At 67.7% G+C, this 25360-nt stretch carries 23 protein-coding genes and 1 tRNA gene; 3 read left to right on the forward strand and 21 right to left on the reverse strand.

Annotated features, from left to right (window positions below; translation table 11 throughout):
* The first annotated feature begins 2 nt into the window (after window positions 1-2).
* Entirely contained in the window at window positions 3-1388 is a 1386-nt protein-coding gene (locus tag ACP690_RS00235) for a DUF1501 domain-containing protein (RefSeq protein ID WP_426259784.1), read from the forward strand.
* Window positions 1389-1391: 3 nt separating this feature from the next.
* On the opposite strand, the gene ACP690_RS00240 is transcribed toward ACP690_RS00235, so the two are convergent.
* The 13 genes from ACP690_RS00240 to ACP690_RS00300 all read right to left on the reverse strand — a co-directional run bounded on the left by ACP690_RS00240 (window position 1392) and on the right by ACP690_RS00300 (window position 15548).
* Window positions 1392-2093, reverse strand: a complete 702-nt coding sequence (locus ACP690_RS00240) for a GIN domain-containing protein (protein ID WP_426259785.1) — start codon at window positions 2091-2093, stop codon at window positions 1392-1394.
* Between the two features lie 44 nt (window positions 2094-2137).
* Entirely contained in the window at window positions 2138-2863 is a 726-nt protein-coding gene (locus ACP690_RS00245; protein ID WP_426259786.1) for a head GIN domain-containing protein, read from the reverse strand.
* 66 nt (window positions 2864-2929) lie between these two features.
* Window positions 2930-3658, reverse strand: a complete 729-nt coding sequence (locus tag ACP690_RS00250) for a GIN domain-containing protein (RefSeq protein ID WP_426259787.1) — start codon at window positions 3656-3658, stop codon at window positions 2930-2932.
* Window positions 3659-3806: 148 nt separating this feature from the next.
* Complete coding sequence (locus ACP690_RS00255; protein ID WP_017980630.1) at window positions 3807-4340, reverse strand: CarD family transcriptional regulator; 534 nt, start codon at window positions 4338-4340, stop codon at window positions 3807-3809.
* Between the two features lie 209 nt (window positions 4341-4549).
* A complete protein-coding gene (gene fdxA, locus ACP690_RS00260) occupies window positions 4550-4891 on the reverse strand; it encodes a ferredoxin FdxA (RefSeq protein WP_017980629.1) in 342 nt (113 codons plus the stop codon).
* A 102-nt stretch (window positions 4892-4993) separates the two neighbouring features.
* Complete coding sequence (locus ACP690_RS00265) at window positions 4994-5287, reverse strand: RNA-binding S4 domain-containing protein (RefSeq protein WP_426255379.1); 294 nt, start codon at window positions 5285-5287, stop codon at window positions 4994-4996.
* Window positions 5280-7754, reverse strand: a complete 2475-nt coding sequence (locus tag ACP690_RS00270; RefSeq protein WP_426259788.1) for a helicase-related protein — start codon at window positions 7752-7754, stop codon at window positions 5280-5282. The genes ACP690_RS00265 and ACP690_RS00270 overlap by 8 nt, the downstream gene beginning before the upstream one ends.
* Before the next feature lie 58 nt (window positions 7755-7812).
* A complete protein-coding gene (locus ACP690_RS00275) occupies window positions 7813-7989 on the reverse strand; it encodes a Trm112 family protein (protein WP_426259789.1) in 177 nt (58 codons plus the stop codon).
* Window positions 7986-8612, reverse strand: a complete 627-nt coding sequence (locus tag ACP690_RS00280; RefSeq protein ID WP_426259790.1) for an LON peptidase substrate-binding domain-containing protein — start codon at window positions 8610-8612, stop codon at window positions 7986-7988. The genes ACP690_RS00275 and ACP690_RS00280 overlap by 4 nt, the downstream gene beginning before the upstream one ends.
* A complete protein-coding gene (locus ACP690_RS00285; protein WP_426259791.1) occupies window positions 8609-9517 on the reverse strand; it encodes a tetratricopeptide repeat protein in 909 nt (302 codons plus the stop codon). Before ACP690_RS00285 ends, ACP690_RS00280 begins: the two co-directional genes overlap by 4 nt.
* A 320-nt stretch (window positions 9518-9837) precedes the next feature.
* Window positions 9838-13170, reverse strand: coding sequence for an error-prone DNA polymerase (locus ACP690_RS00290; protein WP_426259792.1), 3333 nt, complete (start codon window positions 13168-13170; stop codon window positions 9838-9840).
* Window positions 13171-13327: 157 nt separating this feature from the next.
* Complete coding sequence (locus ACP690_RS00295; protein WP_426259793.1) at window positions 13328-14881, reverse strand: Y-family DNA polymerase; 1554 nt, start codon at window positions 14879-14881, stop codon at window positions 13328-13330.
* On the reverse strand, window positions 14778-15548 hold the full coding sequence (locus tag ACP690_RS00300; RefSeq protein ID WP_426259794.1) for an ImuA family protein: 771 nt from the start codon (window positions 15546-15548) through the stop codon (window positions 14778-14780). Before ACP690_RS00300 ends, ACP690_RS00295 begins: the two co-directional genes overlap by 104 nt.
* Before the next feature lie 152 nt (window positions 15549-15700).
* On the opposite strand from ACP690_RS00300, the gene ACP690_RS00305 reads away from it, so the two are divergent.
* Window positions 15701-15775, forward strand: a tRNA-Gly gene (locus ACP690_RS00305).
* 280 nt (window positions 15776-16055) lie between these two features.
* Here ACP690_RS00305 and ACP690_RS00310 read toward each other — a convergent pair.
* The gene (locus ACP690_RS00310; RefSeq protein WP_426259795.1) at window positions 16056-16451 is read right to left on the reverse strand and encodes a VOC family protein; all 396 of its coding nucleotides are present in this window, start codon (window positions 16449-16451) and stop codon (window positions 16056-16058) included.
* Between the two features lie 267 nt (window positions 16452-16718).
* On the opposite strand from ACP690_RS00310, the gene ACP690_RS00315 reads away from it, so the two are divergent.
* Window positions 16719-17366 carry a YoaK family protein gene (locus ACP690_RS00315; protein WP_426259796.1) on the forward strand — a complete coding sequence of 216 codons (648 nt, stop codon included), beginning with the start codon at window positions 16719-16721 and terminating at the stop codon, window positions 17364-17366.
* A 31-nt stretch (window positions 17367-17397) separates the two neighbouring features.
* Here the strand turns inward: ACP690_RS00315 and ACP690_RS00320 are convergent, their stop codons facing one another.
* From ACP690_RS00320 to ACP690_RS00350, 7 genes are all read right to left on the reverse strand, one after another.
* Window positions 17398-19419 (reverse strand): biotin carboxylase N-terminal domain-containing protein, encoded by a 2022-nt coding sequence (locus ACP690_RS00320; protein WP_426259797.1) that lies wholly within the window; start codon window positions 19417-19419, stop codon window positions 17398-17400.
* Window positions 19420-19545: 126 nt separating this feature from the next.
* Window positions 19546-19785 (reverse strand): hypothetical protein, encoded by a 240-nt coding sequence (locus tag ACP690_RS00325; protein ID WP_017980617.1) that lies wholly within the window; start codon window positions 19783-19785, stop codon window positions 19546-19548.
* The gene (gene bioB / locus ACP690_RS00330) at window positions 19782-20867 is read right to left on the reverse strand and encodes a biotin synthase BioB (RefSeq protein ID WP_426259798.1); all 1086 of its coding nucleotides are present in this window, start codon (window positions 20865-20867) and stop codon (window positions 19782-19784) included. Before bioB ends, ACP690_RS00325 begins: the two co-directional genes overlap by 4 nt.
* A 56-nt stretch (window positions 20868-20923) precedes the next feature.
* Window positions 20924-23128, reverse strand: coding sequence for a methylmalonyl-CoA mutase (scpA, locus tag ACP690_RS00335; RefSeq protein ID WP_426259799.1), 2205 nt, complete (start codon window positions 23126-23128; stop codon window positions 20924-20926).
* A complete protein-coding gene (gene mce / locus ACP690_RS00340) occupies window positions 23115-23534 on the reverse strand; it encodes a methylmalonyl-CoA epimerase (protein ID WP_017980613.1) in 420 nt (139 codons plus the stop codon). The genes scpA and mce overlap by 14 nt, the downstream gene beginning before the upstream one ends.
* Entirely contained in the window at window positions 23531-23791 is a 261-nt protein-coding gene (locus ACP690_RS00345; RefSeq protein WP_244057320.1) for a hypothetical protein, read from the reverse strand. The genes mce and ACP690_RS00345 overlap by 4 nt, the downstream gene beginning before the upstream one ends.
* The gene (locus ACP690_RS00350; RefSeq protein WP_426259800.1) at window positions 23772-25298 is read right to left on the reverse strand and encodes an acyl-CoA carboxylase subunit beta; all 1527 of its coding nucleotides are present in this window, start codon (window positions 25296-25298) and stop codon (window positions 23772-23774) included. The genes ACP690_RS00345 and ACP690_RS00350 overlap by 20 nt, the downstream gene beginning before the upstream one ends.
* Window positions 25299-25360 lie beyond the last annotated feature (62 nt).

Below are 25360 nucleotides of genomic sequence, written 5' to 3' on the forward strand. Positions count from 1 at the left end.
TCATGGACACGACCCGCGATTCCTCCCGCCGTGCCTTTCTGAAGCGCTCCGCCGCTTTGGGGCTTGCCGGCGTCGCCACACCCTTCGTCACCAGCCTTGCCGCGATCGGCGAAGCCGCCGCAGCGACCGCGACCGACTATAAGGCGCTGGTCTGCGTCTTCCTGTACGGCGGCATGGACTATGCCAATACGCTCGCCGCCTATGACGCGGACAGCTACGCCAAATATCTGGCGGCGCGATCGAACATCGCGCTGACCCGCGAATCGCTCAGCAGTACGTTGCTCAACCCCGCGACCGGCCTGCCCAACGGCCGACAATATGCGCTGGCGCCGACGATGGGATCGCTGCTGCCGCTGTTCGATGCAGGCAAGCTCGCGGTGGCGCTCAACGTCGGCACGCTGGTGCAGCCGACGACGAAGGCGCAATATCAGGCGAACAGCGTGAAGCTGCCGCCCAAGCTCTTCAGCCACAACGACCAGCAAAGCTATTTCCAGGCGTCCAACCCCGAAGGCGCGACCAGCGGCTGGGGCGGGCGGATGGGCGACCTGTTCCAGTCGGGCAATGGCGCGGCAACGCTGACCTGCATCAATGCCAGCGGCAATGCGGTGTACCTGACGGGCAAGTCGGCGGTGCAATATGCCATCGGCACCGGCGGCCCGATCGCGCTGCTCAACAATGCGACCTCGCTTTATGGATCGACCGCCGCGGCAGCGACGCTGCGCAGCCTGATGACCGGCAGCAGCGGCAATCTGTTCGCCGACGAACATGCCCGCGTCTCGAAGCGTGCGCTCGACACCTATTCACAGGTCACCAGTGCGCTCGCCGGAGCGCCGGCCAGTGGCTTCTCGCTATTCCCCGGCAACAACGGCCTTGCCGATCAGCTGAAGATGGTCGCGCGGCTGATCGCCGTCTCGTCGCAGCTGGGGGCGAAGCGGCAGGTGTTCTTCGTGTCGATCGGCGGGTTCGATCTGCACGACAATCTCGTCGCGCAGCATCCCGGGCTGATGGGCAAGGTCGCCGATGCGATGCGCGCCTTCTACGACACGACCGTCGCACTGGGCGTCGCGGATCAGGTGACGAGCTTCACCGCGTCCGATTTCGGGCGGACGTTGCAGTCGAACGACGACGGGTCGGACCATGGCTGGGGCAGCCATCATTTCGTGCTGGGCGGTGCGGTGAAGGGCCGGCGCTTCTATGGCACCCCGCCGGCGATCGGCAACAACACCGCCGATGACGTGGGACAGGGCCGCCTGCTGCCGACGATCTCGGTCGACCAATATGCCGCGACGCTGGCGAACTGGTTCGGGGTGAGCAGCGGCAACATGACGACGGTGCTGCCCAACATGGGCAATTACAATGCGTCGAGCTGGAACCTCGGCTTCGTCTGACGCTCAGCCGCAGGTGACCGGGGCGCCGGCCGGCGCGACGACGCGGCACTTCGGCCGGCCGGCGACCTCAACGGTGCCAAGGCCGGTGCTCGTCACCTGCGCGGTATAGCGCGCCTGCGCCCGCACGGTCCCGGGTCCGTCGAGACGGACGACCACGTCGCCCGCATCGAGGGCACGTGCATCGATCGTCCCCGATCCGCCGTCGAACAGCCGCGCGGCGGCGACGCGGCCGGCAAGCGTGATCTGCCCGTCACCCACCTGCTGCGCGGCAAGGCGATCGCCATCGACCGACGCCGCGCCGATCGTTGCGGCGCCCATTGCGGCAAGATCGATGCTGGCGCCCTTCAGCTGGGCGGCCGAGACTTTGCTCGCCCCCGTCACGCTGATCGCGCTTAACCGCGGCGTCGACAACAGGATGCGCAGCGGCGTGGTGGGACGCGCCCGATCCTGCTCGGTCCAGGTGCCGGCGCGCGCGGTCCGGATCGTCAGCGTCGATCCCTCGACGCGGATGTCGACGTCGCCGATCGCGCCATCATCGCCCACCACCGTCGCACCAGGTGATCCCGTCGTAACGGTCACGTCGAAGGCGCCAAACACCCGCAACCGATCGAAGCTGCCGATCGACACGCGCCGCTCCCCCGCGCTCGCCGCCGATGGCAGCGCGAGGGACGACAGAACCAGCAGGGCGGAGGCGGGACGGATCATGGTCGCAGCCTCGCACCGCCGCCACGCGGCGGCAAGAGTCTGCGTTATCGGCCGCAGCGGACCGAACCCGATCCCTTCTTCGATACGTCGCACTGTGCCGCCGCGCCCAGATCGACGTTGCCCGATCCCATCAGCTCCACTTTCGCCCGGCCGCTGACCGCGGCGCGGACGTTGCCCGATCCGGCGACGGTCACGTCCGCCTCGCCGACGCGCAGACCCGCCGCATCGAGGCTGCCCGATCCCATGACGTTGGCCTCCAGTCGCTTGATCGCTCCCCCGGCGCGCAGCGTGCCCGCACCCGCGATATTCACCTCGGCCGCGTCGGTGGTCAGCGCAGCGATGTTGAGATCCCCCGATCCGGCAATATTTGCCTCGAACGTCGTGCCTTCGATCCGATCGACCGTCATCGTGCCGGATCCGACGATATTGGCCTCGGACAGGCGCGGCAGCGTCACGAAGACCTTCACGCCCTTGCCGCCGCCGAAGCCGAACACACGCTTCTGGCGGCCGATGACCAGATCGCGGCCATCACGCGCGATGCGCAGCCTATCGAGTTCGTCCGCCGGCCCCTCGGCGCGCACGGAAAAGGCCGTGCCGGCGCGGACGTCGACATCGTCGCCACCCGCCACCGCGATCCGGTCGAACCCCTCCACTGCATAGGTTCGGGTCGGGCCGCTGCCACTCGCGGGCACGGTGCTGCCCTCGTCGCTGCTGACCGAACAGGCGGTCAGCGATGCCGCTCCCATCAACGCGATTGCAATCCGGTGCATGGCCTGTCCCCTCTATGTGTATTGCTATATTAATACACATAGAGGGGCATCGCAAGTCGTCTGCGGTCAGTTGCCGCAGCGCACCCGCCCGCCGCCGACCTTGCTGACCGTGCAGCGCGCCTGCGGCCCCAGATCGACCATGCCGCTGCCCGCCATCGACACTTGCGCCGGACCGCTGACGGTCGCACGGACCGTGCCCGACCCGCCGACGGATACCTGTGCGTTGGAGGCGCGCAGACCAGCAGCGGCGATCCCGCCCGATCCGCCGACATTGGCCTCCAGCGTGCCCACTGTTCCTGCGGCCGAGATCATCCCCGACCCGCCGACGTTGAATTCGGCGGTCCGCGCTTCGAGCGCGTCGATGCGCAGCGATCCCGATCCGCCGACGCCGGCCGAGAACCGGTCACCGCCCGCGCGATCGGCGTTCAGGCTGCCCGATCCACCGACACTGGCGGCGCGGAGTGCGGGCATAGTGACGTGGACGACGATCTGCCGCTCCATCGTGCTGCTTTCGCGCTCGTCATAGCGCCGTCCGACGACCAGCGCCGATCCATCGCGCGCGATGCGGAAGTTGACGAACGCCGCCGCCGGCCCCTCCGCCCGCACGCTATAGCCATTGCCGATATGGACGACGACACGTTCCGACCCACCCAGTCGGATCGCATCGAAATCGCGCACCGGATAGACCATCGCCTCACCCTGCCGCTGCCCGGCGATACCGGGGCCATGGTCGCGTTCCGCGGCGATCGCAGCGGTGGCGGCGAGCGGGATCAGGGCAAGCGCAAGATATTTCATGGCGGGCATCCTCTCGTGGTGTGGCCGGATGCTAGCCGATCGCCTACAGATGTAAACACCAGATCGTTCGGAGGGGGGCACGACCGGCCAAACGAAAAAGGGCGGCCCGTTGCGGGGCCGCCCTCTTCGCTTGCACGCGGCGAACGGCTTACGCCGGCACCTTGTCCTTGTTGTAGATCGCCGCGGCGGCGCGCAGAATATCGAGGATCTTTTCCTGCGCCTTCAGCTCGTCCACCTCTTCCATCGCGGCGAGTTCGCGCGCGAGGCGGCTGCACGCCGCTTCGAAGATCTGGCGTTCCGAATAGCTCTGCTCGGGCTGGTCGTCGGCACGGAACAGGTCGCGGACCACTTCGGCGATCGACGCGAGGTCGCCCGAATTGATCTTCGCTTCATATTCCTGCGCGCGGCGCGACCACATGGTGCGCTTGACCTTGGGCTTGCCCTTCAGCGTTTCCATCGCTTCGCGCATCGTCTTGTCCGACGACAGCTTGCGCATGCCGACCGACTCGGCCTTGTTGGTGGGGACGCGGAGCGTCATGCGCTCTTTTTCGAAGCGGAGCACGTACAGCTCCAGGCTGGTTCCGGCGATCTCCTGCTTCTGCAGTTCGATCACACGGCCGACGCCGTGCTTGGGATAAACAACGTAATCACCGACATCGAAGGACAATGCCTTGGCAGCCATGAACGGGCCTTTCTAAGGTCGCATCGCTCGCGTGAACGGTCCGTGGCGGAAAACCGCTGGGCAGGACCGACGAGGATGGTTGGTACGAGTGTCTCCTGATCGGGCATGACTCATCCTGCCCGTCGTGGACCCATTTAACACACTCGCAACAAAATTACCAGCGCGGTTGAGTCGCTTAGCTTCGCTCAACCCACTGGAATCGCGCAACCTCAGTCGCCGGCACCCGGCTCGGGCGAGAAGAATTTGTCGTACTTGCCCTCGACACCCTTCATCGCGTCCGCGTCGGGCGGCGTCTGGTCCAGCTTGCGCGTGACGTTGGGCCATTGCGCGGAGAAGGTCGTGTTGAGCTCCAGCCACTGTTCCAGGCCGCTCTCGGTATCGGGCAGGATCGCCTCGGCCGGGCATTCGGGCTCGCACACGCCGCAGTCGATGCATTCGCTGGGGTTGATGACGAGCATGTTCTCGCCTTCGTAGAAGCAGTCCACCGGACACACCTCGACGCAGTCCATATACTTGCAGCGGATGCAGGCATCGGTGACGACGTAGGTCATGGGGCTTCCTTGCGGCCTTGGGCGATCGATCTCCGCCCTATGAACCAGGGGACGAAGAACGGGGTACGAACGCGAGGCTGCTATGCCGCGTTCCGGCTCACGTCAATCGATCGCGGGTGTCTGCGATACGTTCGCAACCAGTTCCTGGTAGCAACCTTGCGCTTCGGGTGCCGGTCCACGGCGCAGCGGCAGCGCCTCGACGCGCAGCACGCGGACGCGCCCCTGGTGCGCGAAGGTCAGGATATTGCCGACGCGCACCGGCGCCGCGCTGCGCCCCACCGGGCGGCCGTCGATGCGCAAACGCCCCTCGCACGCAATCGCCTGCGCCGCCTCGCGCGTCTTGGCGAGCCGCACGAACCACAGGTAGCGATCGAGCCGCATCGTCGCGTCAGCCATGCCCGCTCCATCCCGCGAGTGCCGCAAAGGCGCCGGTCGCGGGCGGTGCGGGCCGCGCCTCACGCCGGACCGTACGGCGCCCTTGCCAGATCCACGTCGGTGCCTCGCTGCCGCGCACGCTGCGAAAGCCGAGTTCGGCCATCAGCCGTTCGAACGTCGCCGGCTCGACGCCCATCGAAATGCCGAGCGCCGGATCGGGCGCGAACGGCTTCCTGCCCTGCCGCGCATCATGCGCCGCGCGCGCGATCCGCTCGACGAGGTCGAGCCGCACCGCCTGTGCGCCAAGCGGCCGAAAGCCACTGGCGACCTGCGCCCCCGGGCTGCCACGTGCCAGCACGCTCGCGCCGTCGCGTGGCAGCACCGGTGCCGGTCCCCGCACGCCGAGCAGCGCCGTCCGCCAGCGCGCCGCGCCGGGCTTGAGCAATCGCGCATCGAACAGGTCGAGCGCGCCGATCGTCACCCCCGCCTTGCGCAGCCGCTTGCGTTCGTCGGGCGACAGGCCGTCCACCGCCTCGCGCAAGGCGATCCGGGGGGCGAGCCCGCCGGCCGCCTCCAGCTCTCCGGCCACGACGCGCAAGGCTGGCGTCGCCTGCGGATCGCGCGCCATATCGGCAAGTGCGATCAGCGCCGGCACGTGGCGGCGGAGCATCGCGTCGAACCAGCGCACCAGCCGCGCCTGCACCGCCTCACGCTGCGGCTTGGCGAGGCAATCGAGATCGCGCTGCAGCTCCAGCTGCGGCCGCGCCAGCGAGCGCCCCGGCGTCAGCTTGGCCACGCCATGCCCGTTCCAGACGATCATGCCGTCGACGAGGGTCAGCGCCGCATCCTCTGCCGCCGCCAGCGCCTCGCCCCGCCGACCGCGTTCGGTGACCAGCCGTTTTTCCGCCGCGGCGAGCAACAGGCGGCGATCCGCGGCCCGCGCGGCCGGATCGACGGTGAAACGGAAGCCATCGAGCCGCCCGATCGGATGATCCTCGACCAACACCTCGCCTTCCGGCCCGATCGTCACGGGCAGCAACGACGCATCGGCACCGATCTGACGGATCAGCGCGGTCGTGCGCTTGTCGACGAAGCGTTGCGTCAGGCTGGCGTGCAGCCCGTCGGACAGCCGTTCCTCGATCGCCTTGGCGCGATCGGCGCCCGCGGCAGGATCGGCGAGCCAGTCGGGGCGCTGCGCGATATAGGCCCAGCTGCGGATCGCCGCGATCCGCCCGGCGATCGTCTCGACATCGCCCGAAATCGTATCGAGCCGCGCCACCTCGTCGGCGAACCATTGATTGGGGACGACACCGCGCCCTTCGGACAGATAGGTGAAGACGCGCGACACGAAGCGCGCATGCGGATCGAGCCCCAGCTTGCGGAAATCGGGCAGGCCGCACGCCGCCCATAGCCGCTTGACCATCGCCGGCGACCGCACCCGGTCGCGCACCCAGCTCTCGTCCGCCAGCCGTTTCAGCACCGCAAGATCGGTCGCCTGCGGCGCGGCGAGCAGCACGCCCGGTTCGGGCCGCCGCTCCAGGCTGGCGATCAGCGCGTCGATGCTGGCGAAGTCCGGCTCGCCATTACGCCAATAGAGGTTGCCGATCGGGGGGAAGCGATGCTCCTCGATCGCGAACACCTCTTCGGGCAGGAACGCGCCCGGCCCCTCTTCGGTCACGCCGCCGAACGTGCCATCGCGCTGGTGCCGCCCGGCGCGGCCGGCGATCTGCGCCATCTCGGCGACGGTCGGCCGCCGTGTACGGCGTCCGTCGAACTTGTGCAGCCCGGCGAAGGCGACGTGCGCGACGTCCATGTTGAGGCCCATGCCGATCGCATCGGTCGCGACCAGATAATCGACCTCGCCCGCCTGGAACATCGCGACCTGCGCGTTGCGGGTGCGGGGGGACAGCGCGCCCATCACCACCGCCGCCCCGCCGCGCAAACGCCGCAGCATCTCGGCGACGGCGTAGACCTCCTCCGCGCTGAACGCGACGATCGCGGAGCGCTTGGGCAAGCGGCTGATCTTCTTGGCGCCCGCATAGGTCAGCTTCGAAAAGCGCGGCCGCCCGATGATCTCCGCATCGGGCACCACCGCGCGAATCATCGGCCTGAGTGCTTCGGAGCCCAGAATCATCGTCTCCTCGCGCCCGCGCCGCCGCAGCAGCCGATCGGTGAAGACGTGCCCGCGCTCCGGGTCCGTCCCCAGCTGCGCCTCGTCCAGCCCGACGAAGGCAACGTCGGTATCCGGCATCGATTCGACCGTACACAAATGCCAGCGCGCGTTCGGAGGGACGATCTTTTCCTCGCCCGTCACCAGCGCGACCTGATCGGCACCCTTCAGCTTGACGACGCGGTCGTACACCTCGCGCGCCAGCAGCCGCAGCGGAAAGCCCATGATGCCGCTGGAGTGCGCGCACATCCGCTCGACGGCGAGATGGGTCTTGCCCGTGTTCGTGGGTCCGAGGACCGCCGTAACCGCCGCTTTCATGGCAACAACATCGTGCGTCGCGGGCCGGTGCGCAATGATGGAGATGAAGGCGGGCGGGCTACAGCCGCCGCGCCTCCTCGGGCAGCATCACCGGTACGCCGTCGCGGACCGGATAGGCGAGGCCCGCCGCTTCCGACACCAGTTCCTGCGCAGCCTCGTCATAGCGCAGCGGCTGCCGCGTCACCGGGCAGACCAGCCGTTCGAGCAGCCAGGGATCGAGTGGGGCGGCGCTCATTGCAGCGTCACCCGCTCGTCGCCGTCATGCCGGCCGAAGAATTGCATCAGCTGGATGATAAGCTCCGCGCGCGATTCGATATCCGATGCTTCGAGCAACGCCTGCTTCGCCGCGGCGTCGAACGGCGCGATCTGCGCGATGCCGTTGACTAGGCTTTCGTCGTCCAGCCGCCCCACCGCGTCCCAGTCGACCGCATAACCCTGTGCATCGGCAAAGCGACGCGATTCCTGCTCCAGCGACGATCGACGGCCCAGCGACAGCGTCTCGTCCGCGCGGACCGGCAGCAGCTCCGCCTCGATCTGGCGGAACGGCGTCGTCACGTCGAGTTCGCGCACCACGCGGAACAGCGCGACACCCTCCAGCACCAGATTGTACCGGCCGTCGTCCAGCGCCTCGACCTCGGCGATCTTGCCGACGCAGCCGATGTCGTACAGCGCGGACCGTTCCTCGACCGTCGCCGGCATCGTCAGCGGCTGGATCATCCCGATCCGCCGGTCGCGCGCCATCGCGTCCGACACCATCGCCCGATAGCGCGGCTCGAAGATGTGCAGCGGCAGGTGCATGCCCGGGAACAGCAGCGCCCCGGGCAGCGGAAAGATCGACAGGCGGGTCCCCTGCGTCATCCGAACAGGATCGCGGACAGGCGGCGCCGCTGCGTGGACACCCAGGGGTCCATCAGGCCGACGACCTCGAACAGCTTGAGCAGCTGCTGACGCGCCGCGCCCTCGTTCCAGTCGCGCTCGGCGGCGATGATGTGGAGCAGATTGTCGGCTGCGGCATCGCGATCGCCCGCTGCCATCTGGGCGTTCGCCAGCGCGAAGCGGCGTTCGTGATCGTCGGGGTGCGCGGCGACCTCGGCGGCGAGGCCGGCGGTGTCCTCGCCCTGCGGCGCGCTCTGTGCGAGCGCGAGCGCCGCCTTGGCGCGCTCGATCCCGGCGTCCTTGATGTCGGCGGGCAGCGCGTCGATCGCGACCTGGGCTTCGTCGGTCTGCCCCGCCGCGACGAGCGCGCGAATGCGACCCGACAGGATGGCCGGATTGTCCGGCGCCATCTCGAACAGCTGGTCGAAGATCGACAACGCCCGCTCGGCATCGCCGCTCGCCAGCACATCCTCGCCCATCGCGATCAGCGGTTCGATCTCGGCGGCGGCATCGGCCGCCTCCGACTGGATCGGCAGCTGCTTCAGCAACTGATCCAGGATCGTGCGCAGCTGCGATTCGGTGCGGGCGCTGGTCAGGTCGGCGACCAGCTGCCCCTGGAACATCGCATAGACGGTGGGGATCGACTTGATCTGGAATTGCGCGGCGATGAACTGGTTCTTGTCGGTATCGACCTTGGCCAGCACCACGCCCTTGTCGGCATAGGCCGCGGCGACCTTGTCCAGCACCGGGCCCAACGCCTTGCACGGCCCGCACCATTCAGCCCAGAAATCGATGATGACGAGGGACGTCATCGACGGTTCGACGACGTCGCGGCGGAAATCCTCGACCGCCTGCTTGTCGGCTGGCGACAGTCCTAACGTGGCCACGTCTTGCTCCCTTCGTCCATTCTTCGCGCCCATGTGGGGCAGGCAAGCGCCGACGCCAAGGCTTTTGCTACCAACTCCTCCCCCGCCAGGGGGAGGTGGCAGCGCGCCAGCGCTGACGGAGGGGGAGGACGGCGGTGTACTCGGCCGCGCAGACGCCGCCTACCTCCCCCTCCGTCACGCCTCCGGCGCGCCACCTCCCCCTGCCGGGGGAGGACTTCGGGTGGAAGCCAAACCGGCCCAGGAGGATGGCCAACGCCTTTTGCTTTGCCCTTGTCGCCGGTTGGCCGCTGGAACGAATCAGAGGGGTCGACGGACGGACCTCAATGAAAGTCCCGCGATTTCGGCAGGATACGCACATCCCGCGGATGCCGCCCGCGCGGATCCTGGCTGACGATCGGCTTCGGACGGATCACCTCATCCACCGGCGCGAGGGGCATCTGGCCGTCATAGTCCGACGACAGCCGCCGAAGCTCCACGGTGCGGTCATAGGCCTTGACCGTCATCAGATGGACGACGCCCTCCTCGCTGCGCTGGATCACGCCCTCCAGCACCAACAGCCGCGCCGCCATGATTGCGCGCCGGTTCGCCTCGAAATCGCGCGCCCATAGCAGCGCGTTGGTGATGCCCGTCTCGTCCTCGATCGTGACGAAGATCGCATTGCCCTTGCCCGGCCGCTGGCGGACCAGCACCACGCCGGCGACGCGCGCGCGCCGCCCGTCCCTCGCCCGCGCCGCCTGCTCGCTCGACAGCACGCCTTCGGCCGCGAACAGCGGCCGCAGGAATCGCATCGGATGCCCCTTCAGCGACAGGCGCGTCGTCTGGTAATCCGCCGCCACCTCTTCGCTGATCGGCATCGCGGGCAGCGGCGGATCGGCCTCTTCGCGCAATTCGGGTGCCTCCGCCGCGGCGAACAGCGCCAGCTGTTTGGGCGGTGTCCGCCGCACGTCCCACAAAGCGGCACGGCGGGGCAGCGCGATCGATCCGAACGCATCGGCATCGGCGAGCAGGTTCAGCCCCCGCGTCGGCAGGCCCGCACGGCCCGCGACCTGTTCGACGCTCGCAAAGGGCCCCCCTTCCCGCGCATCGACCAGCGCGGTCGCCCAATCCTGCCGAAACCCGTCGATCTGCCGAAACCCCAACCGGATTGCGAAATCCCCATCCTCGGTCCGCTCAAGCACATTGTCCCACGCGCTGGCATTCACATCGATCGGCCGCACCACCACGCCATGCGCGCGGGCGTCCTCGACCAGCTGCGCCGGCGCGTAAAAGCCCATGGGTTGCGAATTGAGGATCGCACAGCCGAACACCGCCGGGTGGAAGCATTTGATCCACGACGACACATAGACCAGCCGCGCGAACGACAGCGCATGGCTTTCGGGAAAGCCGTAGCTGCCGAACCCTTCGATCTGCTTGTAACAGCGTTCCGCGAAGTCGCGGCTGTAGCCGCGGCGGACCATGCCCTCGACCAGCTTTTCCTGAAAGTTGTCCATGCCGCCCACCTTGCGGAATGTCGCCATGGCGCGGCGCAGCTGGTTCGCCTCGTCCGGCGTAAAACCGGCCGCGACGATGGCGAGCTTCATCGCCTGCTCCTGGAACAGCGGCACGCCGTAGGTGTCCTTGAGCAGGTTACGCAATTCGTCCGGCGGCCCGAAAGCAGGGTCGGGTGAGGGATAGTCGACCGCCTCCTTCTCGGCGCGGCGACGCAGATAGGGGTGGACCATGTCGCCCTCGATCGGCCCCGGCCGTACGATCGCCACCTGCACGACCAGATCGTAGAGCCTCTTCGGCCTGAGGCGTGGCAGCATATTGATCTGCGCGCGGCTTTCCACCTGGAACACGCCGATGCTGTCGCCCTTGCACAGCATATCGTAGACGGCGGGATGCTCGTCGTTGGCGATCGTTTCGAGCTGGTGCGTCCCCAGGCCATGCGCCGCCATCAGGTCGAACGCCTTGCGGATGCAGGTGAGCATGCCGAGCGCCAGGATATCGACCTTCATCAGACCCAGACAGTCGATATCGTCCTTGTCCCATTCGATGAAGGTCCGCTTCTCCATCGCACCGTTGTGGATCGGCACCGTCTCGTCGAGCCGGTTCTGTGTCAGCACATATCCGCCGACATGCTGCGACAGGTGCCGCGGAAATTCGAGCAATTGCCCCACCAGATCGCGCAGGCGGGCGATCTCGGGCGTTTCGATATCGAACCCGGTCTGGTTGAGATGCTTGTCCTCCAGCCGATGCGCGAAACTGCCCCAGATGGTACTGGTCAGTCGCTGGGTCACATCCTCGGACAGGCCAAGCACCTTGCCCACCTCGCGCACGGCACTGCGCGGGCGGTAATGGATTACCGTCGCCGCGATCGCCGCGCGATGCCGACCGTAGCGCTCGTAGATATACTGCATCACCTCTTCGCGGCGCTCATGTTCGAAATCGACGTCGATGTCGGGCGGCTCGTCCCGCTCGGCCGATACGAATCGTGAGAACAGCAGGTCGTGCTGCATCGGATCGACCGATGTGACGCCCAGCACGTAACAGACCGCCGAATTGGCCGCCGAGCCGCGCCCCTGGCACAGGATCGGCGGGTCGAGTGTGCGCGCGAAGCGGACGATATCGTGCACGGTCAGGAAGTAATGCGCGTATTCTCGATCCCGAATCAGCGCGAACTCTTCACGCAACAACCCAAGCAACTTGTCCGGCACATATCCGTCGTATCGATCGATCGCACTCTGCCATGCGAGGTGTTCCAGCCAGTCCTGCGCCAGCCATCCCGTGGGCACGGGCTCGTGCGGATATTCGTAGCGCAACTGATCCAGGCTGAACGTGATGCGATCGAGCAGGCGCAGGCTTTCGGTCGCCGCATCGGGCCACACTTCGAACAGGCGGGCCATTTCCTGCGGCGGCTTCAGGTGACGCTCGGCATTGGCGGCCAGCAGACGGCCGGCGCGCGCCACCGTTCGTCCTTCTCGGATACAGGTCACGACGTCGTGAAGGGGCCGGGCGTCGGGGTGCGCATACAGCGCATCGGTCGTCGCCAGCAGCGGTACGCCGGCGCGACGGGCCAGATCGACATAGCCCGCCAGTCGCCGCCGATCGGCACCGGCCCGCGGCATGGTGACGCCCAACCACACACGCCCCGGCGCCATGTCCGTAAGCAGCGAAAGGGTGGCGCCAAGTCCCCCATCGCTCCGCATCGGTGGGAGCATCGCATCCGGCATGGCTTCGACCGGCGTCGCACTGCTCTGCGGCAAGGCGATCAGGAGCAGATCCTCGCAATGCCGGGCAAGATCGCCGAGTCCCAGAATGCAGCCGCCCTTCACGGCGCGCCGGTTACCGACCGTCAGCAGCCGGGTGAGCCGGCCCCAGCCATGACGGGTCGCGGGGTAGGCGACGATGTCTGGCGTGCCATCGGCGAACACCAAGCGTGCGCCCACGACCAATCGGAAGCCGATCGGCGGCAAGGCATTGCCAAGCAATCCCTTCTCCGCCCGTTGCAAGGCATCATAAGCGCGGACGACGCCAGCGACCGTGTTGCGATCGGCAATGCCGATCCCGGCAAGCTTCAGTTGCACCGCGCGGGCGACCATGTCGCTGGGCGGGCTCGCGCCATACAGGAACGAGTAATTGGTTGCCGCGACCAGCTCAGCGAACCCGCTCATGGCGCGACCGCATCGCTGTCCCCCTCCACCCCGTCACCCAAGACTCGTTGCGGGGCCCACCGAGCCGCAAGGGGGCGGCAGGAGCCTCCAGCCATCCCCCCAGTCGCACAGTGGACCCCGGACCAAGTCCGGGGTGACGGAGTAGGCAGGGCGCCCCTCATGCGAACAGCCCATGGACGTACCAGCGCGGGTGCGCCTGTTCGCTATGCAGGCCGTGGCGGAAGATCCAGAAGCGCCGCCCCCGGCGATCCTCGATCCGGTAATAATCGCGCGTCGGGATCGCGGCGTCGTGGCGGCGCCACCATTCGCCCGCGATCCGCTCCGGCCCCTCGGCGCGCGCGACCTCGTGGACGCGGCGGCGCCAGCGGAAGCGGTGCGGCGGGCCGTCGGGCACCTCCGCCATCACCGCCTCGATCGGCTGCGGCGGATCGAACAGATAGATGGGCCTCAGCGGCGGCTCCCCCGCTTCCGCCTGCGGCCACTCCCCCGCGGGCGGCGGCGCGGCGGCGGGCAGCATCAGCTCGGCCTGCTCGGGGATATGGCTGTCGCGCGGTGCGAATCGCCGCACCCGCTCGCGCCCCAGCCGGGTCGACAGGCGATCGATCAGCTCCGCCACCGCCGGCGCCTGGGTCGCCCCCTCGCCCCCCTCCAGCCGCAGCTGCGCCGCATCGAGCCGCTCGGCGAGCGTCACGTCGAGCCGGATCAGGTCATAGCCGTAGCCGGGATCGAGCGGGTCGGCGAGCGCGTCGATTCGCTCGGCAAACAGCCGCATCAGCAGCGCGACGTCGCGCGTCGGCTGCCCCGTCTCGACCCGCAGCGACTGGATGTGGCCATCGCTGCGGAACAGCCGCGCCTCCCATCGGCGCCCGCCCTGATGGCGCTGGCCGAGCGTGTTTCCCGCCTCGCCCGCCAGCTCCTCGATCACCTCCAGCGCATAGTCGGTCCGCGCGATCGGTTCGGCAAAGCGCCGTTCCACCACCACCGGCGCGACGCGCACGCGCGGCCGGACCGGCGCCTTATAGTCGCCCGACAGCCGCCGCACCGCCGTCGCCGCTTCCTCGCCGAAGCGCGCGGCGATGCCGGCGAGCGGGCGCGCCATCACGTCGCCCACCGTCTTCAACCCCGCGCGGGTCAGCGCCACCGTCGCGTCCGCATCCAGCTCCAGCGCCGCGACCGGCAGGCGCTTCACCGCGCGCGTCTCGTCGGGCGCCGGCGCGCCGGCATAGCGGGCGAGCGCACAGGCGATTTCGGGCGTATCGCCGAACGCATGGCGCGTCAGGATCCCACGCCGCGCCATCCGCGCCTCGACATCGGCGGCGAGCGGACGCTCCCCTTCGAAAGCATGGACGCACCCCGCGATGTCGATCACCAGCGCATCGGGGGGCAGCAGCGCCACCGTCGGGCTGTAGCGCGTGCAGCCATCCGCCAGCCGTTCCAGCCAGTCCATGTCAGCATGCGGGTCGGCCGGAAACACCTCCAGCTCGGGCACCCGTGCGCGGGCATCGGCCAGCGTCAGCCCCGGCTCAAGCCCGGCGCGCGCTGCGGCCAGATCGGTCGCGGTCAGCCGGATCGCCTGGCCCACCGTCTCGACGAAGGCGACCGGCGCCTCACCGCCGACGAACAGATGCGGCCGGGTGGCGCGCAGCCGCTCGATCGGGAGCCACGGAAAGACCAGCGCCAGATAGCGGCGCGTCACGGAAACTCTTGGCATCACGATCCCACTCCACGCGCCAGCGCTGCCCCGCGGGGCCGCCACGCCGGCGCACACATTCGACGTCGAAAGCCGGCAGGCCTGGCGCGCCCTCCCCCAGCCCCTGATCCAGCGCGGTCGAGGGCACGGCGGCGACGCTCCACCGCGTCGCAGCGGCACTCGCCACCGGTTCCGCGCCGATCCGCAGCGACAGCAAGGTGACGCCCGACGCCTCCGCCGCCAGCATCAGCCGCCGCGTCGCGGTGAGGTCCAGCCCCGGCATCGGCCCGGCGCTTTCGACCAGCACCATGCCCAGCCCCCCGCAGCGCGCCGCATCCGCCGCCGCGCGCAGCAGCGCCGATTCGTCGGCGACGACGACCAGCAGCACCGAATCGGCCGCCAGCCCCAGGTCTGCGAGGCCGCTGGCATGCAACCGGCCTTGCGCCCGCTCCCCCGCCTCGGTGCGTAGCCACAGCAGCGGCACCGCCCCGGCGGCGAGCGCCAAGGCCAGTCCGAACCCCGCGGCGCTCGCCCCATCCTCGCCCTCCAACGCATAGATTTCATGGAGTTGCGCGCGCGCCAGCCCTTCCGTTCGCCAGGCGTCGATCGGTGCCGCCGCCGCTTGCGCAGCCCCGCCGGCAGCGGCAAGGCCACGCAGACGGGCGATCAGGGCGGACGAGTCGGACATATATGTTCTTGTAATGTTCCAGATATCGAGTCGCCAAGTCGAAATCGTTTGCGAAAATCACAAGATGGGGCTTGCGGCCCCGCGCAGTCGCCGCTAGTGGACGCGCCTCACCCAGCCGGTGGCTCCAACGAGCAGCCGGCACAGGCGCCAGAGCGGGCGTAGCTCAGGGGTAGAGCACAACCTTGCCAAGGTTGGGGTCGAGGGTTCGAATCCCTTCGCCCGCTCCAGTTTTTCCTATAGTGTCATGTGGTTACGACGGTCCTTCGGGGCCGTTTTTCGGCTTCCCCGGCTTGCCGCTCGGTAATGCAGTAGCATGGAGGAAGGCGACGCGGTCCAGTGACCGGCGCGCTGAGTCTTCATGGCACCAAGCGTTCTACCCCCTGACCGCGGATGTGCCTCGATTGCCGCGATCCGGTCTTGAAGTGTCGCCGGTGGCCCCGGCAGGCATGATTCGCGCTCATCGGGCAATCCTGACCTCGTCAGTCATTCGGTTCGTCGGCCGTAGCGTCAGTCGAAGGGGGCCATGACGTCGGCAGGATGTTTGGTCGTGTGTTCGACATATTCGACCAGCATGCCATCGGGGTGACGCACCAGCATGTTGCGCCCGGTCGGAACCGACTTTGCCGCTTCCAGGATCGTGCTGCCGGTCGTCGGGAGATGCGCGGCGAACGCGTCGAGATCCTCGACCATGAAGGTCGCTTCGGTGGCACGGAACGGCGCCAGGCTTGCGTCGGTGCCGGCGATGAACAGGATCGAGGCGACCTGTGCCAGCTTCAGGTCATGTTCCGGGTAGTCGAACGCCAGACGCCGCTTCTGCCCGATCAAGGCTTCATAGAAGCTGACGGCCGCATCGATCTCGTCGAGCGAAAGGTAGCGGCGGACGAGGATGTTCAGGATTCGCATATCGGTGGTGCTCCGAAGGCCGTGATGCTGACCATATCGCACCAGCCTGGCCGAACGCGCGCCGCGGGTCGAGCCCGGCGCCCGCGGGGCACTGGTGCAGGGCTTTGGCGGGGTCATGCTCTGCGGCGCGGTCTGCACCACCGGCCTGTCGGGGCTGAGTTCGCTCGTCTTCGGCCGCCGGAAAGCTGCAATCGTCGATGCAAACGATGCCCCATCCCTCCCACGTCCCTTGAGTCCCCGCCCGCTCTCCCCCAACACTCCCGGCCGATGACACGCTACGACTGCCGCTTCTGGTTTCTCGCCGCCGGTCTTTCGGCGACGGCGGGTTATGTCGATGCGATCGGGTTTCTGCGGCTGGGCGGGTTCTTCGTGTCGTTCATGAGCGGCAATTCGACGCGGTTCGCGGTCGGTGCGGTGACGGATGCGCATGTCGCATATGTGGCGGGCACGTTGATCGCGGGCTTTGCGGCCGGCGTGGCGGGCGGGACATGGCTGTCGGTGCGCCACGGGGGTGGGCGCCTGCCCGTCTCACTGCTGCTGATGGGCGCGCTGCTGGCGCTGGCCGCGGCGAGCGATGGACGATGGCCCGCGATGGCGACCAGCCTGATGATGGCGGCGGCGATGGGCGCGGCGAACACCATCTTTCAGCGCGATGGCGAGGTGAGCATCGGCGTCACCTATATGACCGGGACGCTGGTGAAATGCGTGCAACGGCTGACGGCGGCGCTGATGGGCAGCGGGCCGCGCTGGGCGTGGCTGCCCTATGCTTTGCTGTGGATGGGGCTGGTTGCGGGCGCGTGCGGCGGGGCCGCCGTTTATGGCGTGGTGGGAACGGCGGGCGTGTGGCTGGCGGTCGCCGCGGTCGCGTTGCTCGCCGTATATGCGCGCGCGATCGGGCAGCCACACGCCCCCTGACCGCCGGGCGCGCACGCCCGGCGGCGGTGGCTCATTCCATTTCGAGGATGATCTGGTCGACCGCCAGGCTGTCGCCCGCAGCGGCGGAGACCGCCTTCACCCGGCCCGCCTTCTGGGCGCGCAGGATATTCTCCATCTTCATCGCTTCGACCACGGCGAGCGGCTGGCCCGCCTCCACCGCATCGCCCGCGCCGACGTCGAGGCGGACGAGAAGGCCCGGCATCGGCGCGATCAGGAAGCGCGATAGGTCGGGCGGCACCTTCTCGATCATATGCTGCGCGTACGGCGCGGCGTGCGCGGGCAGGACGCGGACGTCGTGGCTCGCGCCGCGCGTGGTCAGGCGGAAGCCGCTGCGGATCGGCAGGATGCGGACGGTAAGCTGCGCATCCTCCCCGTTTTCTCGGCCGATCTCAGCCTCCACCATCCGGTCACCGGGGGTATATTCCAACGCGATATCGAGCGCGTCGCCGTCGACGGTGATGCCGTCGGTCGAGACCGCCACGGCATGATCCTCGCCATCGATCCGCGCAGCCCAGGCATGCGGCGGCTGCAGGCGGCTGCCGAGCTGGCCGTCGATGCGGCGCGCGCGGTCGGCCTGCGCGGTCGCGGCGAAGGCGGCGATGGCGGCGAGATGGCGCTTCAGCTCGGCGTCGGCGGGGGCGCCGTGGAAGCCATCGCGATATTCCTCGGCGATGAACCCCGTGGTGATATTGCCCGACCGGAAGCGCGGGTGCTGCATCAGCGCCGACAGGAAGTCGATGTTGGTGCCCGGCCCCTCGATCTCGAACGCGTCCAGCGCGGCGATCTGCGCGTCAATCGCCGCCTCGCGCGTCGGCGCCCAGGTGACGAGCTTGGCGATCATTGGATCGTAGAACATGCTGACCTCGCCGCCCTCGGCGACGCCGTCGTCGACACGGATGCGGGGTTCGTCAGCTTGCGTCGACGACGGCGTGGATTCGGGCGGATTGTACCGCACCAGCCGCCCGATGCTGGGCAGGAAGCCGCGATACGGGTCCTCGGCATAGACGCGGTTTTCGACCGACCAGCCGTTGATGCCGACCTGATCCTGGGTGATCGACAGCGGCTCCCCCGCCGCCACGCGGATCATCTGTTCGACGAGGTCGAGGCCGGTGATCTCCTCGGTCACCGGATGCTCCACCTGCAGCCGCGTGTTCATCTCGAGGAAGTAGAAGCTCTCGCCGCTCGTATCCGCGCCCGAGACGATCAGCTCGACCGTACCCGCACTGTAATAACCCACCGCGCGGGCCAGCGCGACCGCCTGTTCGCCCATCGCCTTGCGCATCGCCGGTGTCACGAAGGGCGAGGGCGCTTCCTCGACCACCTTCTGATGGCGGCGCTGCACCGAGCATTCGCGCTCGTTGAGGTACAGGATGTTGCCATGCTGGTCGCCAAGCACCTGAATTTCGATGTGGCGCGGCGATTCGATGAACTTCTCGATGAAGACGCGATCGTCGCCGAAGCTGGCGAGGCCCTCGCGCTTGGTCGCCTCGAACCCTTCGCGCACGTCCTGTTCGCTGTAGGCGAGGCGCATGCCCTTGCCGCCGCCGCCGGCGGACGCCTTCATCATCACCGGATAACCGATGTCGGTCGCGATCCGCACCGCCTCGTCGGTGTCGGCGATCTCGCCAAGGAAGCCGGGGACGACGTTGACGCCCGCTTCCTTGGCCAGCTTCTTCGATTCGATCTTGTCGCCCATCGCCGCGATCGCGTTCGGCGGCGGCCCGACGAAGGCGATGCCCGCCTCGGCGCACGCCTTGGCGAAGCTTTCGCGTTCGGACAGGAAGCCATAGCCGGGGTGGATACAGTCCGCGCCCGTCTCCTTGGCGGCGAGCAGGATCAGCTCGGCCTTGAGATAGCTTTCCGCGGCAGGTGCCGGCCCCAGGCGCACCGCCTCGTCCGCCATCAGCACGTGGGGGGAGCGCGCGTCGGCATCGGAATAAACCGCGACCGTCTTGATCCCCATGCGCTTCGCGGTGCGGAACACGCGGCAGGCGATCTCACCGCGATTGGCGACCAGGATTTTCTTGAACATCCTCTTCTCCCCTCCCGCTCGCGGGAGGGGCCGGGGGAGGGCCTGTCCGCGCGCGGGCATCGTTTTGATGATGGGGAGGACGGGCCCTCCCCCAACCCCTTCCGCAAGCGGAAGGGGAATGGCTGTCTATTTTCCGACCTGCTTTACGACGTGACGGGCAAACCAGTGGCAGAACAGGGTGCACAGCACGGCGTAGAGCAGCGTTGGCACCGCGTAAAAAAGGTACGTCGTGACGTAGCTCGCCGACCTGGCTAACTGGACCGTCACGATCGCGCCGCCATCGAGAGTGATGCTCGTTGCGAGCAACCAGAACGACGTCGAGACGATCGTAAAGACAATCGCCGCGAAGCGGACCAGACCTTTCACTCCGCCGCCTCGGCCAACACCGCGTCACCCCGGGCTTGACCCGGGGTCCCGCTTCTTTCCACGGAACCGCAGGCGCGGGACCCCGGCTCAAGACCGGGGTGACGCGCACTGGGCTCCGCCGCCATCGGCGTCACGCCCAGCTTCGCGAACAGCGCGGCATCCTTGTCGTCGCCGGCGTTGCCCGCGGTGAGCAGCTTGTCGCCGGTGAAGATCGAATTGGCCCCCGCCATGAAGCACAAAGCCTGCGCCGAATCCGACATGCTTTCGCGCCCCGCCGACAAGCGGACCATGCTCTCGGGCATGGTGATGCGCGCGACGGCGACGGTGCGGACGAATTCGATCTCGTCGATCTTGGCGAGCGGCGTGTCGGCGAGCATGTCGCCCAGCACCGTACCCTTCACCGGCACCAGCGCATTGACCGGCACGCTGCCGGGATGCTCGGGCAGGGTGGCGAGTGCATGGATGAAGCCGACGCGATCCTCGCGCGTCTCGCCCATGCCGACGATGCCGCCACAGCACACGTTGATCCCCGCGCTCCGCACCGCATCAAGCGTGTCGAGCCGCTCCTGGAAGCTGCGCGTGGTGATGACGTCGCCATAGCGTTCGGGCGAAGTGTCGATATTGTGGTTGTAGTAATCGAGGCCCGCGTCGGCGAGTTGCTTGGCCTGGTGCGGCTCCAGCATCCCCAAGGTCATGCACGTTTCCATGCCCATGCCGCGCACGCCCTCGACCATCGCGACGATCGCGCCCATGTCGCGGTCCTTGGGGTTGCGCCACGCCGCGCCCATGCAGAAGCGGGTCGAGCCATTGTCCTTGGCCTGCGCCGCCGCCTGCAGCACGGCGCGCACGTCCATCAGCTTCGTCGCCTTGACCCCGCTGTCGGCGCTGACCGACTGCGAGCAATAGCCGCAATCCTCCGGACAGCCGCCGGTCTTGATCGACAGCAGCGTCGACAGCTGCACCTGCCCCGCCGCGTGATGCGCGCGGTGGACGGTCTGCGCCCGCCACATCAATTCGTCGAACGGCAGGTCGAACAGCGCGGCGATCTCCTCGCGCGTCCAGTCGTTGCGTACCGGGCTCATGGCTGCACTCACGTCATCGTCCTCAACTCTACTCGACCGCGGCTGTAGCAGACTGCTCACGCGGCATCCTCCTGCGGCGGCATATTGTGGCCGAGCAGGCGCAGCACCTCTTCGGCCGCCTTGATGAGGTTGGTGCCGGGGCCGAAGATCGCCTGTACGCCCGCGTCGCGCAGCGCCTGATAATCCTGCGCCGGGATCACCCCGCCGGCGATCACCTTGATGTCGGCGCGGCCCGCGTCGCGCAGGTGGCCGATCAGTTCGGGGATCAGCGTCTTGTGCCCGGCGGCGAGGCTGGAGGCGCCGACGACGTCGACGTCCTCCTCCAGTGCTAGCACCGCGGCTTCCTTCGGCGTCTGGAACAGCGGGCCGGGGACGACCTCGAACCCCAGATCGCCGAACATGCTGCTGACCAGATTGGCCCCGCGATCGTGCCCGTCCTGCCCCATCTTCGCGACGAGCATGCGCGGTTTGCGCCCCAGCCGCCGCCCGGTGGCGGCGACGCCCTCGGCAAGCCGATCCCAGCGCATGTCGTCGGTATAGGCCCCGCCATAGATGCCCTTCACCGGCGTCGGCTGCGTGCCGAAGCGGCCGAACACATCCTCCATCGCAGAGGAAATTTCGCCGAGCGTCGCCCGCGCGCGGGCCGCGTCCACGGCGAGCGCGAGCAGATTGTCCTTACCGCGCGCGCCCTCACGCAGCGCATCGAGTGCCGCGCGGCACGCCGCCTCGTCGCGGGTCGCCTTGACCCGTTCGATGCGGCGAATCTGTGCCTCACGCACCGCGATGTTATCGACGTCGAGGATGTCGATCGGATCCTCGTCGGCCTTGCGGTATTTGTTGACGCCGACGATCACGTCCTCGCCCCGGTCGACGCGCGCGGCGCGGGCGGCGGAGGCTTCCTCGATCATCGCCTTGGGCCAGCCCGCCGCGACCGCCTTGGCCATGCCGCCTTCGGCCTGCACGCGCTCGATGATCTCCCATGCACCGTCGACCAGGCTCTGCGTCAGGCTCTCGACGTAATAGGAGCCGCCGAGCGGGTCGACGACCTTGGTCATCCCCGTCTCTTCCTGGATCACGATCTGCGTATTGCGTGCGATGCGGGCGGAGAAATCGGTCGGCAGCGCAATGGCTTCGTCGAGCGCGTTGGTGTGCAGCGATTGGGTGCCGCCCAGCATCGCCGCCATCGCCTCGATCGTCGTGCGCATGACGTTGTTGTACGGGTCCTGCTCGGTCAGCGAGACACCGCTGGTCTGGCAGTGGGTGCGCAGCATCTTGCTGCGTTCGTCCTTCGCGCCCAGCTGCGTCATCGCGCGATGCCACAGCACGCGCGCGGCGCGCAGCTTGGCGATCTCCATGAAGAAGTTCATGCCGATCGCGAAGAAGAAGCTCAGGCGGCCGGCGAACTTGTCGATGTCGAGGCCGGATGCCACGCCGTATTTCACATATTCCATGCCGTCGGCGATGGTGAAGGCGAGCTCGTGGAGCTGCGTCGCCCCCGCCTCCTGCATGTGATAGCCCGAAATCGAGATGCTGTTAAACTTGGGCATCTCGCGGCTGGTGTAGCCGAAGATATCCGAGATGATCCGCATGCTTGGTTCGGGCGGGTAGATGTAGGTGTTGCGGACCATGAACTCCTTGAGGATGTCGTTCTGGATGGTCCCGTCGAGCAGCTTGCGGTCGACGCCCTGCTCTTCGCCTGCGACGATGAAGAAGGCGAGGATCGGGATCACCGCGCCGTTCATCGTCATGCTGACGCTCATCTGATCGAGCGGGATGCCGTCGAACAGGATCTTCATGTCCTCGACGCTGTCGATCGCGACGCCCGCCTTGCCGACATCGCCGGTGACGCGCGGATGGTCGCTATCATAGCCGCGGTGGGTGGCGAGGTCGAAGGCGACGCTAAGCCCCTTCTGCCCGGCGGCGAGATTGCGCCGGTAGAAGGCGTTCGATTCCTCGGCGGTCGAGAAGCCGGCGTACTGGCGGATCGTCCACGGCCGGCCCGCATACATCGACGCGCGCACGCCGCGCGTGAACGGCGCGAAGCCGGGCAGGCCGGGATCGGCGGTGACATCCTCAGCCGTATAGAGCGGCTTGACCGCGATGCCTTCGGGCGTCGGCCAAATGAGGTCCTTGCCCTTCACCTCCTTCGCGGCGGCGACCTGCCAGTCGGCGAGCGTCGGGCGCGGCGTCGGTTCGGGTGTGGGCTGCGCCTTGGGGGCGGCGCCGCTGTCCTCGCCGGTGTTGGTCTCAATGATCGCCATGCGGCGTCTCCATCAGTTCGACGAGCACGCCGCCCATGTTCTTGGGATGTACGAAGACGATCGGTGTTCCGTGCGCACCGATGCGGGGTTCGCCGAGCACGGTTGCGCCCTTGGCCTTCAGGTCTGCAACGGCGGCGTGAATGTCGGGCACTTCGAAACAGACGTGATGCTGCCCGCCCGCCGGATTCTTCTTCAGGAAGCCGGCGATAGGCGAACTGTCGTCATAGGGCTCGATCAGCTCGATCTGCGTGTTGGGCGTGTCGATGAAGCACACCTTCACCCCCTGCGCGGGCAGGTCGAAGGGTTCGCCGACCACCGCCGCGCCGAGTAGGGTGCGATAGGTCTCGATCGACTGCGCGATCGACGGTGTCGCGATACCGACGTGGTTGAGGCGGCCGAGGGTCATCGCTTATCTTCCAAGCTCACGACAGTATTTGGCGGGCACCAGACGGAGACAAACGCGTCGGCGTGATACTCGATTTGCATATCGTCTAAGCTGTTTTCGACCAGCGCAACCACTTTAGCGAACTTCCCGGGTTCGATATCGAAGATGTTGAGCCAGGGTTCGAGCATCAGCCGCATGGGCTCGGCGTGCTTGTTTTCGATCCACAGCACGACCGGACGGATCGCATCCGCCACCTTTTTAGAGCGGAATATTGTCATGCTTCTTCCACGGATTCTCGAGGCTCTTGCCGCGTAGCTTCCGCAAACCGAGCGCGATGCGCCGCCGCGTCGAGTGCGGCTGAATCACCTCGTCGATAAAGCCCTTGCTCGCCGCGACGAAGGGGTTGGCGAAGCGCGCCTCATATTCCGCCGTCCGCTCGGCGATTTCCTCGGGCGTCTTTCCGCGGAAGATGATCTCCACCGCCCCCTTCGCGCCCATCACCGCGATCTCGGCGGTCGGCCAGGCGTAGTTCAAATCGCCGCGCAGGTGCTTCGACGCCATCACGTCATAGGCGCCGCCATAGGCCTTGCGCGTGATGACGGTGATCTTCGGCACGGTCGCCTCGGCATAGGCGAACAGCAGCTTGGCGCCGTGCTTGATGATGCCGTTATGCTCCTGCGCGGTGCCGGGCAGGAAGCCGGGGACGTCGACGAACGTCAGAATCGGAATCTCGAACGCATCGCAGAAGCGCACGAATCGCGCCGCCTTCTTCGAGCTGTTGATGTCGAGCACGCCCGCCAGCACCATCGGCTGGTTGGCGACGATGCCGACGGTCTTGCCCTCGATCCGGCCGAAGCCGGTGATGATGTTCGCCGCATGCGCCGGCTGCGTCGCGAAGAAGTCCCCTTCGTCGACCACCTTCCGGATCAGCTCGTGCATGTCATAGGGCTGGTTGGCGCTGGCCGGCACCAGCGTGTCGAGGCTTGGCTCCAGTCGGTCCCAGGCGTCGGCGGTCGGGCGTTCCGGCACCGCCTCGCGGTTCGACAGCGGCAGGAAGTCGATGAAGTCGCGCGCGGCGAGCAGCGCCTCGATATCGTTCTCGAACGCATTGTCGGCGACGCTCGTCTTGGTGGTGTGCGTCACGGCACCGCCCAGCGCCTCCTGCGTCACCACCTCGTTGGTTACCGTCTTCACCACGTCGGGGCCGGTGACGAACATGTACGAGGAATCCTTCACCATGAAGATGAAGTCGGTCATCGCCGGCGAATAGACCGCGCCGCCCGCGCACGGGCCCATGATGAGGCTGAGCTGCGGCACCACGCCGGATGCCAGCACGTTGCGCTGGAACACCTCGGCATAACCGCCCAGGCTCGCGACGCCCTCCTGAATGCGCGCGCCGCCCGAATCGTTCAGACCGATGACGGGTGCGCCGACCTTCATCGCGGTGTCCATCACCTTGCAGATCTTCTGCGCGTGGCGTTCGGACAGCGATCCGCCGAAGACGGTGAAATCCTGGCTGAAGACATAGACCAGCCGGCCGTTGATCGTGCCTGATCCGGTGACGACGCCGTCGCCGGGGATCACCTGATCCGCCATGCCGAAATCGACGCAATTGTGCTCGACGTACATGTCGATCTCTTCGAACGAGCCTTCGTCGAGCAGGATGTCGAGCCGTTCGCGCGCGGTCAGCTTGCCCTTGGCGTGCTGCGCGGCGACGCGCTTTTCCCCGCCTCCGGCCCTGGCGGCGGCGCGACGGCGTTCGAGTTCGTTCAGCGTGGAAGACATGGGCAAACTCCTGCGCGGCTGTTTCTGCCGGTCTAGGCGCTGCTTTCAACTGTGGGTTTGCA

The sequence above is a fragment of the Sphingomonas sp. DC4900 genome (assembly GCF_049896485.1).
GTDB classification, from domain to species: Bacteria; Pseudomonadota; Alphaproteobacteria; order Sphingomonadales; family Sphingomonadaceae; genus Sphingomonas; species Sphingomonas aquatilis.